At 62.9% G+C, this 13,559-nt stretch carries 16 protein-coding genes and 1 pseudogene; 5 read left to right on the top strand and 12 right to left on the bottom strand.

The window, feature by feature from the left end:
- The 9 genes from HY2_RS15225 to HY2_RS15185 all read right to left on the bottom strand — a co-directional run.
- A partial coding sequence (locus HY2_RS15225; RefSeq protein WP_034829094.1) for a phage tail assembly chaperone occupies nucleotides 1-225 on the bottom strand: 225 nt, incomplete at its 3' end.
- On the bottom strand, nucleotides 225-518 hold the full coding sequence (locus HY2_RS15220; RefSeq protein ID WP_034829092.1) for a GTA-gp10 family protein: 294 nt from the start codon (nucleotides 516-518) through the stop codon (nucleotides 225-227). The genes HY2_RS15225 and HY2_RS15220, both read right to left, overlap by 1 nt.
- 1 nt (nucleotide 519) lies before the next feature.
- A complete protein-coding gene (locus HY2_RS15215) occupies nucleotides 520-930 on the bottom strand; it encodes a phage major tail protein, TP901-1 family (protein WP_034829091.1) in 411 nt (136 codons plus the stop codon).
- Nucleotides 930-1,340 (bottom strand): DUF3168 domain-containing protein, encoded by a 411-nt coding sequence (locus HY2_RS15210; RefSeq protein WP_034829089.1) that lies wholly within the window; start codon nucleotides 1,338-1,340, stop codon nucleotides 930-932. Before HY2_RS15210 ends, HY2_RS15215 begins: the two co-directional genes overlap by 1 nt.
- Nucleotides 1,337-1,882 (bottom strand): head-tail connector protein, encoded by a 546-nt coding sequence (locus HY2_RS15205; protein ID WP_034829087.1) that lies wholly within the window; start codon nucleotides 1,880-1,882, stop codon nucleotides 1,337-1,339. Before HY2_RS15205 ends, HY2_RS15210 begins: the two co-directional genes overlap by 4 nt.
- Nucleotides 1,883-2,022: 140 nt before the next feature.
- Nucleotides 2,023-3,192 (bottom strand): phage major capsid protein, encoded by a 1,170-nt coding sequence (locus HY2_RS15200; protein ID WP_034829085.1) that lies wholly within the window; start codon nucleotides 3,190-3,192, stop codon nucleotides 2,023-2,025.
- Between the two features lie 50 nt (nucleotides 3,193-3,242).
- A complete protein-coding gene (locus tag HY2_RS15195) occupies nucleotides 3,243-3,794 on the bottom strand; it encodes an HK97 family phage prohead protease (RefSeq protein WP_081815094.1) in 552 nt (183 codons plus the stop codon).
- Entirely contained in the window at nucleotides 3,787-4,017 is a 231-nt protein-coding gene (locus HY2_RS15190; protein WP_034829083.1) for a hypothetical protein, read from the bottom strand. The genes HY2_RS15195 and HY2_RS15190 overlap by 8 nt, the downstream gene beginning before the upstream one ends.
- Nucleotides 4,014-5,180 carry a phage portal protein gene (locus tag HY2_RS15185; RefSeq protein ID WP_034829082.1) on the bottom strand — a complete coding sequence of 389 codons (1,167 nt, stop codon included), beginning with the start codon at nucleotides 5,178-5,180 and terminating at the stop codon, nucleotides 4,014-4,016. Before HY2_RS15185 ends, HY2_RS15190 begins: the two co-directional genes overlap by 4 nt.
- Before the next feature lie 217 nt (nucleotides 5,181-5,397).
- Between HY2_RS15185 and HY2_RS15180 the strand changes: the two genes are divergently transcribed.
- Nucleotides 5,398-6,282, top strand: a complete 885-nt coding sequence (locus tag HY2_RS15180) for a ParA family protein (RefSeq protein ID WP_051595100.1) — start codon at nucleotides 5,398-5,400, stop codon at nucleotides 6,280-6,282.
- On the top strand, nucleotides 6,279-6,752 hold the full coding sequence (locus HY2_RS15175; protein WP_034829081.1) for a hypothetical protein: 474 nt from the start codon (nucleotides 6,279-6,281) through the stop codon (nucleotides 6,750-6,752). Before HY2_RS15180 ends, HY2_RS15175 begins: the two co-directional genes overlap by 4 nt.
- A 24-nt stretch (nucleotides 6,753-6,776) precedes the next feature.
- Here HY2_RS15175 and HY2_RS15170 read toward each other — a convergent pair whose 3' ends face one another.
- Nucleotides 6,777-7,172 (bottom strand): VOC family protein, encoded by a 396-nt coding sequence (locus tag HY2_RS15170; RefSeq protein ID WP_034829080.1) that lies wholly within the window; start codon nucleotides 7,170-7,172, stop codon nucleotides 6,777-6,779.
- 76 nt (nucleotides 7,173-7,248) lie between these two features.
- Entirely contained in the window at nucleotides 7,249-7,686 is a 438-nt protein-coding gene (locus HY2_RS15165; protein ID WP_034829140.1) for an acetyltransferase, read from the bottom strand.
- An 89-nt stretch (nucleotides 7,687-7,775) separates the two neighbouring features.
- On the opposite strand from HY2_RS15165, the pseudogene HY2_RS17215 reads away from it, so the two are divergent.
- Nucleotides 7,776-8,542 (top strand): annotated as a pseudogene (locus tag HY2_RS17215) (IS5 family transposase).
- Between the two features lie 149 nt (nucleotides 8,543-8,691).
- On the opposite strand, the gene HY2_RS15155 reads toward HY2_RS17215, so the two are convergent.
- Nucleotides 8,692-10,014 carry a DNA-packaging protein gene (locus HY2_RS15155; protein WP_199285707.1) on the bottom strand — a complete coding sequence of 441 codons (1,323 nt, stop codon included), beginning with the start codon at nucleotides 10,012-10,014 and terminating at the stop codon, nucleotides 8,692-8,694.
- Between HY2_RS15155 and HY2_RS15150 the strand changes: the two genes are divergently transcribed.
- Nucleotides 10,013-10,441 carry a hypothetical protein gene (locus HY2_RS15150; RefSeq protein ID WP_034829079.1) on the top strand — a complete coding sequence of 143 codons (429 nt, stop codon included), beginning with the start codon at nucleotides 10,013-10,015 and terminating at the stop codon, nucleotides 10,439-10,441. The two genes, HY2_RS15155 and HY2_RS15150, sit on opposite strands and share 2 nt — an antisense overlap.
- Before the next feature lie 281 nt (nucleotides 10,442-10,722).
- Complete coding sequence (locus HY2_RS15145; protein ID WP_034829078.1) at nucleotides 10,723-13,509, top strand: TonB-dependent receptor; 2,787 nt, start codon at nucleotides 10,723-10,725, stop codon at nucleotides 13,507-13,509.
- The last annotated feature ends 50 nt before the right edge of the window (nucleotides 13,510-13,559 follow it).

Below are 13,559 nucleotides of genomic sequence, written 5' to 3'. Positions count from 1 at the left end.
CTCATCCTGAGCGAAGTCGAAGGATGAAGCGGCAGGAGTTTCACGCCCGGCTCCATCCGGAAACGCCTTTATCAAATCCACCATCCGTCCACGCCCCATCACATCACCTCCACGCGCCAGCCAGCGCCACTCCTTCAGAGACAATCTCCAGAACGCCTCCGGCCCAATCCCGGCAGACAGCGCCGCCCGCATCATCGCCCCCCAGGGCAGCAAGCCATCCCCCATCACCCTGCCAGCCCCAGCCGGAACGCATCCGCCACGGCGCGCGCCGCCGCGCCCGGCTGCACATCGCTCTCGCGCAGCGCATCTGCCATCTCGGCCTCGCCGCCCCCGCGCAGCAACGCCGCCAGCACCACCACAAGGTCTGCCGCAGACAGCGCCCGCATCCGCGCCTCCAGCTCACTCATCCGCACACAGCCGAAAGCCGCCTCAATCTCTGCCAGTGCGCCCAGCGTCAGGCACAGCCGCCGCGCCCGACCGCCAATCACCAGCCCTGTCTCTCCCCGCGACGCATTCATCCTACAGCGCTCCAAAGCTCAGGCGGCCGGCGCTTTCCAGCGTGACGGAGAATTCCGCCTCGCCATCATGCTCGCCGCTCCAGCTCAGTTCGGTGATCTGGAACGCGCCTTCCAATATGCCGAAATCCGGCAGGATCAGCTGCCAGCCCGGTGCTTCGCCTGCAAAGAAGACGGCCCGCATCCGCGCATCGCTGGCGGCATCCTTGAACACGCCGCGCCCGGTCACGCGGGCGGATTTCACGCCCGCACCGGCCACCAGTTCACGCCAGGCCTCTGCGCTGTCAGCGCTCGTCCCGTCGACACTTCCGGCCGACAGCTGAATGCGGCTCGCCCGCACGCCGGCCAGTGTCGTAAAGTCACCCGCCCCGTCTGAAATCTTCAGCAGAATGTCCCTGCCCCTCTGGCCAGCCATCACGCCATCTCCTCTGAAATAATCCTGATCCGGATCAGCCCCCGGAACGCGCGCTTGTCTGCCGTGCGCATCACATCGCCATAGACGACATGCGCCAGCACGATATGCACGCCCGGCACGCTCCAGCTTGCGCCCTCCACCGCGCGGCGCAGCGCGGCCACCGCCGCCTTCGCGCCGCGCACGCCGCCCTCACGGGTATAGACCGCCAGCGAGATCCGGTGCGCCGCACCCTTCACCAGCGCCGCATCTTCCGGCGTCACCTCGTGCCGCTCCAGCAGGGCGTGCGGAAACATCGGCGCCTCACTTTCGGCATCGAACACGCGCGCAGGTGATCCGAACACGGCCTGCACACCGGCATCCGCGCGCAGCATTTCCATCAGCGCCGCTTGCACCGCTTCTTCCGCGCTCATATCCGACGCTCCCGGCGCGCGGCCAGTATGGCGGTCACCTCCTCTGGCAGGGCCTCGCCCGCCTCACGGCCATAGGCCGCCAGCACCAGCCGCTTCAGCGCCTGCACCAGATCCTCCGGCACATCCGCCGCTGCGCCATATCCGGTCACGAAGGTCACATCGGCCCGCCCGCCCGGCGGAATGGAGGGCCGCGCCACAAAAGGCTTCAGCCGCAGCCGTCCGCCTACCAATTGAAACCGCCCCGTGTACAGCTGCGCCGCGCCATCGGCATCTGCCACCTCAACGGAGACCAGCGCCGAGGCCGGCCCCGGCAACAGGCGCGCGCCAGTGCGGATCAACCCCACCGGCCAGTGGTCAAAGCTGCGCTTTACCGTCCGCGTCACCAGGGCCAGCCCCGTCTCCGCCTCCAGCCGCGCCCGCGCCGCCGCGATCAGCCCCGCCACCAGCGGATCTTCCCCCTCATGCCCGATGCGGAGATACTCTTTCGCCGCCTGCAGAGACAAAGCCTCGTCGGCTGGCGGTGTGATCACCGTCAGTGTCATAACTATTTCCTTCTCGATATACCTTCCTCCGCCTGAGGGGGAAGTGGGTCGGACGCCAGACGCGGCCGGGCTGAAGGGGGCCTTCCCCCTCCGCCTTTCAGACACCTCCCCCGCAAGCGGGGGGGGGAGGAGACGCCGCGCTAAAACACCATCACTTTCGCCGCGTCGAAATTCTGTACCCCGCCGCCGACACGCTTCGTCGTATAGAACAGCACGTAAGGCTTGGCAGAGTATGGATCGCGCAGCACGCGGGCGCCCTGCCGGTCGGCGATCAGATAGAAGCGCCGGAAATCTCCGAAGGCGATGGCCACATTGCCCGTGCCAATGTCCGGCATGTCCTCCACTTCCGTCACCGGATAGCCGAGGATCGTCGCTGCTTCTCCGCCCGTGCCGGGTTGCCACAGATAGCGCCCGTCGCCATCCTTCAGCTTGCGGACAGATGCCACAGTCCGACGGTTCATCACAAAGCGCCCATTCGTGCGAAAATGCGCCTTTGGCGTGTAGATCAGGTCGATCAGTTGGTCGGCCGCATTCGCCGCGCCGAAATCCCCGGCGACAGAGCCGATTTTGCCCCACACATGGCTCGCATCGGCCACAATGTCATAGTCCAGAAAACCGCGCGGTTTGCCGCTGCCATCGCCGCTGACAAAGGCCGCCGACTCCTGCGCCGCAAAGGCGGCTTCCACCTCATCGGCCAGCCAGGCATCAATGTCGGCATAGCTGTCTTCCAGCAGGGTCTGCGTCGCCGCCGGCATGGCGTAGAGTTCCCCCGCCGGGAATTCCAGCAGGGAGAGACCGGAATGAGCCGTCTCAGTCCGCGTGGCCTGTTCACCCACCCAGCTTGCCGCCGCGCCAAGGCCCACCGGCTTGCGATAGACGCCGGCAGAGGTCTGCCGCACGGTCGCAATCTGGCGCATCGGGCTCGCCGCCATCAGGCGGGATTCGATCAGCCGGTCCAGTTCCGGTGGCGCAATATAGCCGCCCTGCTCGTCCGTACCCGTATTCAGCGCCTTCACGTCCAGCCGGGCTAGCCCGCTATCATCGCCACTGCGCAGGTAACGCGCCCAGGCGTCACTACGGGCGTCTTCGTCCGCACTCTTTACATTCCCCGCTTCCGGCCTCGCCATCTTCAGGCTCAGCGCCTCAAGACGGCGGTCGATCCGCGCCAGGCGCTCATCCGTCAGCGGATCGCTTGCGCCCTTCTGTTCCATCTCGGCCAGACGCGCATCATTGGCCTCTGTATAGGCCGCAAATGCCGCCATCAGCTCGGTCGTATCCGACCCGCCCGCCATTTTCGTTTCCTTGGTCATACTCTCTCCTGTTAAACTCTCTCTGTCGAAGCACAAGCGCGGGCTCTCCCTCACGCCGCTACCGCCCCTCCCATCAGGGCAAACCGGGCCCGGGCCTGCATCGGGCAGGCCACCAGGGACACTTCCACCAGGTCCACCTCGATCAGTTCCCGCCCATCCGCTCTCAAACGGTTCCAGATGCGCGGACGAAAGCCGATGGACAGGCCGCTCAGGCCGCTCTCCGCCATGCTGCGCGCCGCCTCACCTTCGATCAGTCCACGCACGTATAGCCCTCGTCCATCCTCCACCATGCGCACCCAGCGCCCGGCAATCGCGCCCGGCCTGTGCTGCAACAGCATCGGCACAGGTGCCGCCCGCTGCAGGCTCCGCGAAAACGCCCCAGCCCGCACCACATCTCCGCTCGCATCGGGTATCCCGAAGAGAGAGGCATAGCCTTCGATGAGGAGGTCTCGTCTCGTATCACGCCCCCCACCTGTCCTTCCCCTTGCAGGGGGAGGAACTCCAACAGCAGCCGCCTTGCTTGAAGGCTGTCCTCCCCCCTGAAAAGGGGGCGTTAGAGGGGGGTAATGCGCACGCGGATCTTCGCAGAAAAGCCTACTCATCCCCGGCCTCCATCTTCCGTTCTATCCGGTCCAGCTGGCCTTCCATCCGGTCGACGCCCTCTTCCAGGCGCGCCAGCCGTTCCACCACAGTGCGCCGTTCCCGGACGGTCTGCTCCAGCTGCGAAATCCGCTCCGCCGCCGCCCCGGCCCAGACCAGCGCGCCGCCGGTCTGCACCATCACGGCCAGCACAAAGCCTGCTGTCACCTTCTGCTCCATCTTCATGATTGCAGCCCCGCCAGACGCCGCTTCTCCTCTGCGGTCGCAAAGCTCGCGCCTTCCAGCCGCGCCCACAGCGCATCGCGCTCGGCCGACAGCGCCGGCACGCGGTCAACATCCGCGCGGATCTCCACATCCTGCCCGAATGGCACATCCAGCCAGGCCGACAGCGCGCCCGCGAATTTCTGCACCAGCGGCAAAATCGTCATCCGCCAGAAGGCGAGGTTCGCCTCCTTATAGTTCGAATACGTATTATCCCCTGGAATCCCCAGCAGCATGGGCGGCACGCCCAGCGCCAGCGCAATCTCCCGCGCCGCACCATGCCGGGCTTCCAGAAAGTCCATCTCCGCAGGCGACAGAGACATCGGCCGCCACTCCAGCCCGCCTTCCAGCAGCAGGGGCCGCCCAGCATTGCTCGCGCCGGAATACATGCTCTCCAGCTCCGCCTTAAGCGCTTCGAACTGGTCCGGCGGCATCCGCCCATGCCCGCCATAGACCAGCGCGCCGGAGGGCTTGGCCGAATTGTCGATCAGCGCCTTCGCCCAGTCCGCGCTCGCATTGTGCAAATCCAGCGCCCGCCGCGCCGCGCCCAGCGGGGCCAGGCCCAGCGTGTCATTCAGCGGATTGAACAGTTTCAGGTGCAGTACCGGGCTCCAGCCCGTCTCTGCATCGCGGCGGATCACCCGCTCGCCATGGCGTTCCTTCACGGCCCAGGCCTCCACCCAGCCGCGCGCATCCTTCAGCGGCCGCATGGCGGACGGGGCCAGCGCATACAGCGCAGACACCCCCGCCCCGTCCACCACACTGGCCGCCCCACTGGCCGCCCCCCTCACAGCCTCCAGGCAGACGCCTTCCAGAAAGGCATTGCCGGTCAGCTGAAGCTGGGAATAGACCGCCTCAAACAGCTCCGCCGCCACGCCGTCCGGCTGCGGTCTGCGGATCAACCGCGCGGCCCCGTCATGCGCCGTCACCAGCGGAACGGACGCCGCCGCCTCGGCCACCATGCGCACCGCGCGATAGGCCACGGCATTCTGCAGATACCCGTCCCGCGTCAGCGCCGCGCCATCGCGGGCGCCCCAGCGGGCCGTCCCGATTTCTGATAGCGCGACCAGAGGCACCGCCGCTTTTGCCTCGCGCTGGGGCAACCGGAAAGGCCAGATGGGTTTCATGAAGGGCTCCGCTCTGTTTCGTTTGATGAGCAGAAATTAAATCCCTGACATCCCCATCGGATTCAGTTTGGAAAATCCTTCCAAAAACAGCGGCCTACCGCTAAAACATTAGGGAAACCGCCGGATTTTTCCCTGTATTTTATTCCCGTGCAGGCATAGCCAGACCGGCGCAAATCTGCTTTTTCGCCGAACTATCAGGCGCCAGGGAGCTAACAGAATGTCAGCACGTGTGATTTCCATTGCCAACTCCAAGGGCGGGGTCGGCAAAACCACCACTTGTGTCAGCCTTGCCGAGGCATTTGCCGCAAATGGCTTCCGCACACTGGTCGTGGATCTGGACACACAGGCCAACGCCTCGCTGCTGGTTTTCGGCCATGAGGGCGACGAGCATCTGTTCCGCGCGATCAATGAATACGTCACCATCTCTGACTGGCTGCTGGAGAATTTCTTCGCCGGTGAACACAAGCGCCTCTCAGACTTCATCGTCACCGACGCGTCCGATGTCTCCTACAATGGCAAGCCGCTGGAGCTGGACCTGATCCCCTCCTCGCCGCGGCTGCGCAAGACAGAGCGCGAGTTGATCTATGAGCTGACCGCCAAGGGCTATTCCATGGAGGCCCTGCAGGGCCAGGTCGGCCGCCGCATGCGCGATGACTTCGAAAAGCTGAAAGCCGACTATGACGTCATCATCTGTGACTGCCCGCCCGGCATTTCCGTGATGACCGAAACCGTTCTGGCCGCCAGCCACCTGATCATCGTACCCACTATTCCGGACTTCATGTCCACGCTCGGCCTCGACCTCTTCACCGGCGACATCATGCGCAATCTGCGCGGGCGGGACATTGACAGCCTCCCCTGCGTTCTGGCGACTCGCTATGATGGCACACCGCACCAGCAAGTGGTCCTCAATGCCATGCGCGAGGCGGCAAACGCCAAGGAAACCGAATTCACCATGTTCAAGACCGTCGTGCCGATGAAACAGGGCTTTGCCACAAACCCGATCGAACTCGGCCCGGAACCGACCCTGAAGGCAAAATGGCCAGGCGAAGCGCTCGGCGTTGTGGAAAGCCTTCTCAAGGAAGTGCGGGAGAAAATTCAATGACCGACGCCCCCAAGGACAGCGCCAACGCCCTCGGCGCCCTGCTCGGCCAGAAAGACCGTTTCGGCAAGCTGGGGGAGAAAGACTTTTCCGCCGCCACCGAAATTCTCGTCAAGAGACTGATGGTCTCCGCGGGTCAGACCACGGAAGACATGAAGGCCCTGCGTGAAACAGTCGGGCCGGAGATCTTCGACAAGGTCCTGAAATCCCTGACCGCCCACCAGGCGCGCCAGCTCGCCCGCCGCATGGACAAGACCGTCCCGGACATCGAAGTCTCCACCGCCGGCGCCGCCTGCGCCTGGATTCGCGGCCTGATGACCGGCAACATGCCCGCCCCGCTGGAAACCAGGCCGACAGAAACAGAGACAACGGCAGAAGAAACGTCCACGGAGGAAACTGCCTCCGACGACGACAAACCCACGCCCCCCAAAAACGCCTATTTCGGCCGCAAAGCCTTCCGCACGGGGGGCTAGGTCCGTGGCGAGATCAAGGCGCTGCTATTGCTTGCGCTGAATCAGGTCCCAGCGATTGCCATACAGGTCTTCGAACACGGCGACGGTGCCATAGTCCGCCTCCACAGGCTCCCGCACGAAGGTAACGCCCTGCGCCTTCATCGCCTCATAGTCCCGCCAGAAATCATCCGTGCCGAGGAACAGGAACACGCGCCCGCCGCACTGATTGCCGATTGAGGCTTCCTGTTCCGGTGACGACGCTTTCGCCAGCAGCAATTGCGTGCCGCCACCCCCCGGCGGCGCCACCAGCACCCAGCGCTTGTCCTGTTCCGGCAGGTAAGCGTCTTCGACCAAGTCAAAGCCCAGCGCGCCAGTATAGAAGGCTATCGCCTCATCATAGTCACGCACGACAAGAGAAATGTGGAGCAAGGTCTGTTTCATAGTGCTGCTTTAGGCCGTGAACCCATTAATTCCAGCGCAATGAAGCTGCCGATTTTGATGCTCGGAGGTCGGTCAATCAGTTCACATATTCCAGGTGGATGAGTGGATATGGCCTGCCCTGTCCGTCGATTGGTGAGCGGCCCGTCTGTTTGAATCCCATTCGTTCATAGAAGCGAACAGCTTGATCATTCTGTTCGTTAACATCAGTTGTCATTTTTGGATGAAGGGCGAGGCCGTGCTTCACAAGGGCAGCACCAATACCGGTTCCGCGCTGGGCGGGATCAACGAATAGCGCCTCCATGTGGCCTTCGTCGATCAGCATGAAGGCCAGCGGGTAGTCATTTTCATCAACCGCCAGCCAGAGTGGGGCGTGCGGAAGGAAACCGCACACCATTTCGTCAATGGCGAGACGATCGTCAGGCGTTAGAAAGTCGTGAGTAGCGTCAACTGCGCCTCGCCAAATTTCAATGATGCGGGTGCCCTCGTCGGGGCGGGACGGTCGGATCATAGTCATGGTCTCAGGATACAATGCTGTGATCAAGTGAGTAAAGCGAGTTGCTGATTAGACTTACATTTTGCCGCCAATTCTGATTCAGACCCGGCATGAGCAGTTATGACTTGACCGACTTCGAATGGCGCGTGATTGAGCCGCTGTTGCCCAACAAACCGCGCGGCGTGCCACGCGTGGATGATCGCCGCGTTCTGAATGGGATTTTCTGGGTGCTGCGGTCCGGTGCGCCGTGGCGCGACCTGCCCGAACGCTATGGCCCGCGCACCACCTGCTAAAACCGGTTCGTGCGGTGGAGAAAGGCCGGGGTGTGGGACCGGATGATGGACACCATCACCGCTGCGCACGATGGCGACATCCAGATGATCGACAGCACTTCTGTTCGCGCTCACCAACAGGCCGCGACGGCAAAAAGGGGGATCGAGATCATTGTCTCGGTCGCTCCCGAGGCGGTCTCACGACCAAAATCCACGCGGTCGTCGACGGACAGGGCCTCCCGATCCGACTGAAACTTTCCGCCGGGCAAAGCCATGATGGCCAAGCCGCTGACGATCTGCTGGACCATGTTGGTGCTGGAACGATAGTCCTCGCGGATAAGGCGTATGACGCCGATCGTATCCGAGCATCTCTCCGCGAGAAAGGAGCTTTCGCCAATATCCCGCCCAAGGCCAACCGGCGGTCGAAACCGTACTTTAGCAAATGGCTGTATCGCGAGCGCAACCTGATCGAGCGCTTCTTCTCCAAGCCGAAGCACTTCCGCAGGGTCGCAACCCGCTACGATAAGCTGGCCGAAAACTTCCTCGCCATGGCCCAACTCGCCTCAATGCGCCTATGGCTACGAGTTTATGAGTCTACGGCCTAGTGAGATTCGTTCAGGCCGCTGCCCCCAATCGGCCTGGATCCCGGCTTGCGCCGGGATGAGCGCTGCCTGGACTGAGACGCCCCTTCCTCTATTCCGCTCACCCCGACGAAAGTCGGGGCCCGGGGCCACACGCTACGCACCTCCCCCCCTCACAACACCCGGACCCAGGGCCCAGCCCCCTCCAGAACCAGCGCCCATACCGCCCACACCAGCGCATCGACGCGGTCCGGTGAGCCGCGAAACCCTTCCGCGCCAAACCGGCACATCTGGTCTTCCAGCGTGGGCAGCAGGCCGACATGACTGACCCGTCCCTGTGCGTACAAAGCCGCCACCGGGGCTGCCCGCGCCCGCTTGCCCAGCCGCGCATGCACCAGCCGCACCGGCACGCCCGCCCCGGCGCTCTCCAGAATCTGCCGCACCATTTCGCCGCCCTGATTGGCCTCCGCGATAATCTCCCGCGCGCCGGTCTCGCGGCACACCGCCACTGCGCGCCGGGCCCAGTCCAGCGGCTTCAGCCCCGGCGCAGACGCATCCGCCAGCACATAGGCATGACCGCTGCGCACCCCCGCCGCGATGATGCCGCACGCATCCGCTGCCGGGCCGCTGGTTGCTGGCGGGTCGACCGCGACGATCACATCCTCCATCATGGGTGGGGTGTCCACCCGCCCCTCATCAATCATCTCCCTACGGAATAATGCGCCTTCGGGATCTTCCATGAATTCGCCGTTCAACTCCTGCCGTGCCAGCTGGCTGTCGCCATAGGCGGCCTTCATGGCGCGCAGGAAATCCGGTGACAGATTGCCGGCATTCTCCTGCGTCCCCGCGCGCAGCACATGCACGGCCTCATCCTCTCCCGCCGACAGCAGGCGGCGCATCACCCCCACCGCGCGCGGCGTCGTGGACGCAAAGCAGCGCGGCGCCGCCCCCAGGCGCAGACCCATCTGCAGCGTGTCCCACACTGCCTCTCCCTTCGCCCAGGCGGCGATCTCGTCACACCAGGCGACATCGAATTGCGGGCCGCGCAGACTGTCCGGGTCTTCTGCGGAAAAGACATGCGCCTCTGCGCCATTGTCAAAGCGCAGGATACGCCGGCTCGCATGATAGACCGGGCGAAGATCCCGCCTGGGTTCGATCCATTTCAGGCCGCTCGGCCCGTCGATCATCACTTCGCGCACATCGTGCAGGGCCGGGCCCACCAGCGCCGCGCGCCTCCGCCCGCTGTGCAGCAAGCTCCAGCGCAGCCATTCCGCCCCGGCCCGGGTCTTGCCAGCGCCGCGTCCGCCCATGAACAGACATGTCCGCCAGCCCGCCTGCGGCGGAACCTGTGTATCGCGGGCCAGGCGCAGCCACGGATTCTCCGCAACCAGTTCGCCCGTCTTCGGCGGCAGGTCGCTCCAGTCCCGCGTCTCGAAAGCCGTGCGCACCTTGCGGCGGAAGTCCGGGTCCATCAGCTGGTCGCCCTTTCCTCTCATGGCCGCCCTGCTGGGGCCCCTCATCGGCTCCTTCATCGGAGAGGAAGGCATAGATGTCCTCTTCCTCGTCTGCGACGCAATTAGCGGCCTGCCGTTCATCCGTAATTCCCCCGACCTTGATTCCTGCCATTTCCAGCTGGCGCACTTCCGTACTGACCCGCACCAGTTGCGTCACTTTCGGCGCAATGTCCTCGCCCGCCGCTGCGGCGGCCAGCATCTGTTCCGTCGCCAGGTCCTGCGCCTCGTCCATGGACAGCTGCAGGCGCTCCAGCGGCTTTTCCGGCTCGTTCAGCTCATGCGTGCGCATCAGGCGGTAGACGCTTGTGCGATGCAGGCCCACCTGCGCCGCGATGCGCGTCACGCTCCAGCCGAGCAGCCAGCAAAGCCGGATCTGGCGCTTCAGACGATCCCTGTTCGGATGATGTGACATGCGTCCCTCCCGTTTGATGAGGGCAATGTGCCGCCTGCACGTCCCCATCGGATTCGCGCGTCAACTGACTTCAAGAATTCCGTATGATTCCCTCGCATGGCCGCCCATCCGGGCACAGATGTGTTGCAGGAAAAGCACGAATTTCTCCCCGCATGACGGGCACTTGCCCCAAAACCCTAATGAAACCGAGCGGCGTCACAAAAACATTACGCATCTGTCATTCAGGCGTAACGGAGCCGTGGGAACGGGCCGCCATCCAGAGAGAAGGACTTCCTCCCATGACTTCAACCACCCGCAAGCTATTGCTCCTGGGTGCCGCCACGGCCACCCTGGTCCAGGCTGCTTCCGCCGACATCCTCAAAGGCGTTGTCACCGACGCGACCGGCGAAGCACCGCTGCAGGGCGCCATCGTGACGATTGAGGAACTCGGCCGCAGCGCCTCCTCAGACCGTTTCGGCGCATACCGCTTCACCAGCATTCCGGCTGGCGACTATACGCTGTCCATCTCCTATGTCGGTGCAGACACGGTCACGGACACGGTGAACGTCTCCGGCGACTCCACCTATGATATCGTGCTCGGCGGCGATGTGCGCTATCTCGACAACGTCCTGGTCGTCGGCTCTGCCGCTGCCCAGGCCGGTGCCATCAACCAGCAGCGCGCCTCCGATGCCATCATCAACGTGATCGACTCCGACGGCCTCGGCAACTTCCCCGACACGACCGTTGCTGACAGCCTTTCCCGCGTGCCGGGCCTGTCCATCGAGAACGACCAGGGCGAAGGCCGCTACGTCTCCATCCGCGGGATCAACACAGATCTGATCTCCGCCACCATCAACGGCGTGCGCACCCCCTCTCCGGAAGACCGCCGCGGCGTTCTGCTGGATGGTGTGCCGTCTGACCTTCTCGACGGCATCGAGGTTCAGAAATCCCTGACCCCGAATGTCGACGCCGACACCATCGGTGGTGTGATCAATCTGAAAACCATCTCCGCCTTTGACCGCGATGGCCAGTTCATCCGCGCCAAGGTCGAGGGCTCCTACAATGAAATCACCGAAGAGATTTCCCCGAAAGCCACGCTGACCTATTCCAACGTGTTCGGCGAGAAACTGGGTGTGGCCGCCTCCGTCAACTATCAGGATCTGCGCATTCAGGCCCACAATAACGAAACCGGTGGCTGGGACGAAGACGACCTGGTTCCTAATGACGATTACGAAATGCGCTGGTATGACTTGACCCGCGAGCGCGTCGGTCTTGTCTTCAATGTGGACTACAAGGCCACAGAGAATACAGAGCTTTACCTCCGCACCCTGTACAACCGCTACAAGGATGACGAAGTTCGCAACAAGTTCGAATTCCGCAAGCTGGACGAAGAGGCCGTCACCCTCACAGACAAGGGCTTCAGCTTTGATTTTGCCCAGGCCGATGCCGAAGTGCGCCAGCGGGAAGAAGTCCGCAACATCCAGACCTATGCTCTCGGCGGCAAGACCTATGCCGGCAACTGGACCTTCGATTATGAAGTCTCCTATGCCTATGCCGAAGAAGACGATTCCAACAATCACGACGTCACGTTCCGCTCTGACAAGTTCAAAGGCGATGGCGTTCTGCTCTGGGACAATTCAGACCCGAAAAAACCAAAGCTCTCCGGCACCGGTTTTGACTTCCTGCTCGACCCGGCCAACTACACGATGGACGCTTTCGAACAGGAATACACCACGAATGAAGACACCGAATGGTCCTACAAGCTGGACCTGACCAACGACACCGTTCTGGGCGACACGCCCGTCACATGGAAAATGGGTGTGAAGGTACGCGACCGCGAAAAAGTGCGGGACGTGAACCTGAAAATCTACGAGCGTGATGATGTTCTGCTGACAGACTATATCACCGCAAACTCGCAAATCTCCGGCTGGCGCATGGCCAATCCGATGTTCCAGTGGCCCTCTGCCGATCTGACGAACGCCCTGCGTGGCACCTTCACGCCGGATGAGCTGGACGAAGACGGCTCCAATTTCGACAGCCTGGCCGAAGACTATACGATCGACGAGTTGATCATCGCCGGCTATGGCATGGGCACCTTCCAGATGCAGAATTTGACCGTCGTGGCAGGCGCGCGTATCGAGGCCACCGATGTCTCCGCCAAGGGCAATATCTTCTTTGAGGAAGACGATCCGGCAAATGTTGGCACACGTCAGTTTGATGATGAATATGCCCACTTCCTGCCCAGCCTGAACCTGAAATATGCCTTTGCGGACAACCTCATCGGCCGCGCAGCGTATTATGCCTCCATCGTGCGCCCCGCCTTTGGCGAAATGCGCCCGACCATCGCCCTGAACAGCGACCGTGACGAGGCAGAGCTCGGCAATCCGGAGCTGAATCCGTACGAAGCGAACAATTTCGATCTTTCCATTGAATACTATCCGACGAAATTGTCCGTGCTGTCAGCCGGCCTGTTCTACAAGGACATCTCCAACCCGATCTTCCAGGCGACCTATGAGAAGGGCCAGTTCCCTGACTCTGTTGACCTGTCCTTCCTGGATCCCGCAACGGTGGCCGGGCTGGATGAGATCAAGACCTACATCAATGGCGAAAGCGCCACGGTGAAGGGTATCGAGTTCAACTATGTCCAGCAGCTGGATTTCCTCGGCGACGCCTGGGAGGGCCTGCTGGTCTCCGGAAACCTCACCCTGGCTGACTCCGAAACCTCCGTCCAGGATGAGAAAGACCTCGCCAAGACCCGCGATGTCCCGATGCTGAAGCAGAATGACCGCGTCTGGAACGTCGCCATCGGCTACGACAAGGGCCCGTGGGACATCCGTGTCTCTGCCAACTACCGCTCTGCCTATCTGGACGAGCTGTTCGGTGCAGGCATCGACCGTTACACAGACGACCATATGAGCGTCGAAGCGTCTGCGAAATATGACGTGAACGACCATCTGCAGGTCTATGTCGAAGGCAAGAACCTGACGGACGAGCCGGAATACTACTATCACGGCTCCAAGAACCGTCTGTCCCAGTATGACGAGTTCGGCGCCCGCTACGTTTTCGGTGTCCGCTACACCTACTAGTCTACTCGGATAGAGCTTGATCTCTGAGGCCGGGCAGGACACACCTTGCC

This window comes from Hyphomonas pacifica, from assembly GCF_000682675.1.
GTDB lineage: Bacteria > Pseudomonadota > Alphaproteobacteria > Caulobacterales > Hyphomonadaceae > Hyphomonas > Hyphomonas pacifica.
Note: the sequence above shows the minus strand (reverse complement) of the source record. Positions and strands in the feature narration are given on the sequence as shown.

Coding starts and splice junctions, on each gene's coding strand:
- HY2_RS15150 (WP_034829079.1), top strand. CDS start 10,013: ATGGCCGCCCTGCTGGGGCCCCTCATCGGCTCCTTCATCGGAGAGGAA.
- HY2_RS15190 (WP_034829083.1), bottom strand. CDS start 4,017: ATGAAGATGGAGCAGAAGGTGACAGCAGGCTTTGTGCTGGCCGTGATG.
- HY2_RS15210 (WP_034829089.1), bottom strand. CDS start 1,340: ATGAGCGCGGAAGAAGCGGTGCAAGCGGCGCTGATGGAAATGCTGCGC.
- HY2_RS15220 (WP_034829092.1), bottom strand. CDS start 518: ATGAATGCGTCGCGGGGAGAGACAGGGCTGGTGATTGGCGGTCGGGCG.
- HY2_RS15195 (WP_081815094.1), bottom strand. CDS start 3,794: ATGAGTAGGCTTTTCTGCGAAGATCCGCGTGCGCATTACCCCCCTCTA.
- HY2_RS15205 (WP_034829087.1), bottom strand. CDS start 1,882: ATGACACTGACGGTGATCACACCGCCAGCCGACGAGGCTTTGTCTCTG.
- HY2_RS15165 (WP_034829140.1), bottom strand. CDS start 7,686: ATGACTATGATCCGACCGTCCCGCCCCGACGAGGGCACCCGCATCATT.
- HY2_RS15185 (WP_034829082.1), bottom strand. CDS start 5,180: ATGAAACCCATCTGGCCTTTCCGGTTGCCCCAGCGCGAGGCAAAAGCG.
- HY2_RS15145 (WP_034829078.1), top strand. CDS start 10,723: ATGACTTCAACCACCCGCAAGCTATTGCTCCTGGGTGCCGCCACGGCC.
- HY2_RS15180 (WP_051595100.1), top strand. CDS start 5,398: ATGTCAGCACGTGTGATTTCCATTGCCAACTCCAAGGGCGGGGTCGGC.
- HY2_RS15155 (WP_199285707.1), bottom strand. CDS start 10,014: ATGAGAGGAAAGGGCGACCAGCTGATGGACCCGGACTTCCGCCGCAAG.
- HY2_RS15175 (WP_034829081.1), top strand. CDS start 6,279: ATGACCGACGCCCCCAAGGACAGCGCCAACGCCCTCGGCGCCCTGCTC.
- HY2_RS15215 (WP_034829091.1), bottom strand. CDS start 930: ATGGCTGGCCAGAGGGGCAGGGACATTCTGCTGAAGATTTCAGACGGG.
- HY2_RS15170 (WP_034829080.1), bottom strand. CDS start 7,172: ATGAAACAGACCTTGCTCCACATTTCTCTTGTCGTGCGTGACTATGAT.
- HY2_RS15200 (WP_034829085.1), bottom strand. CDS start 3,192: ATGACCAAGGAAACGAAAATGGCGGGCGGGTCGGATACGACCGAGCTG.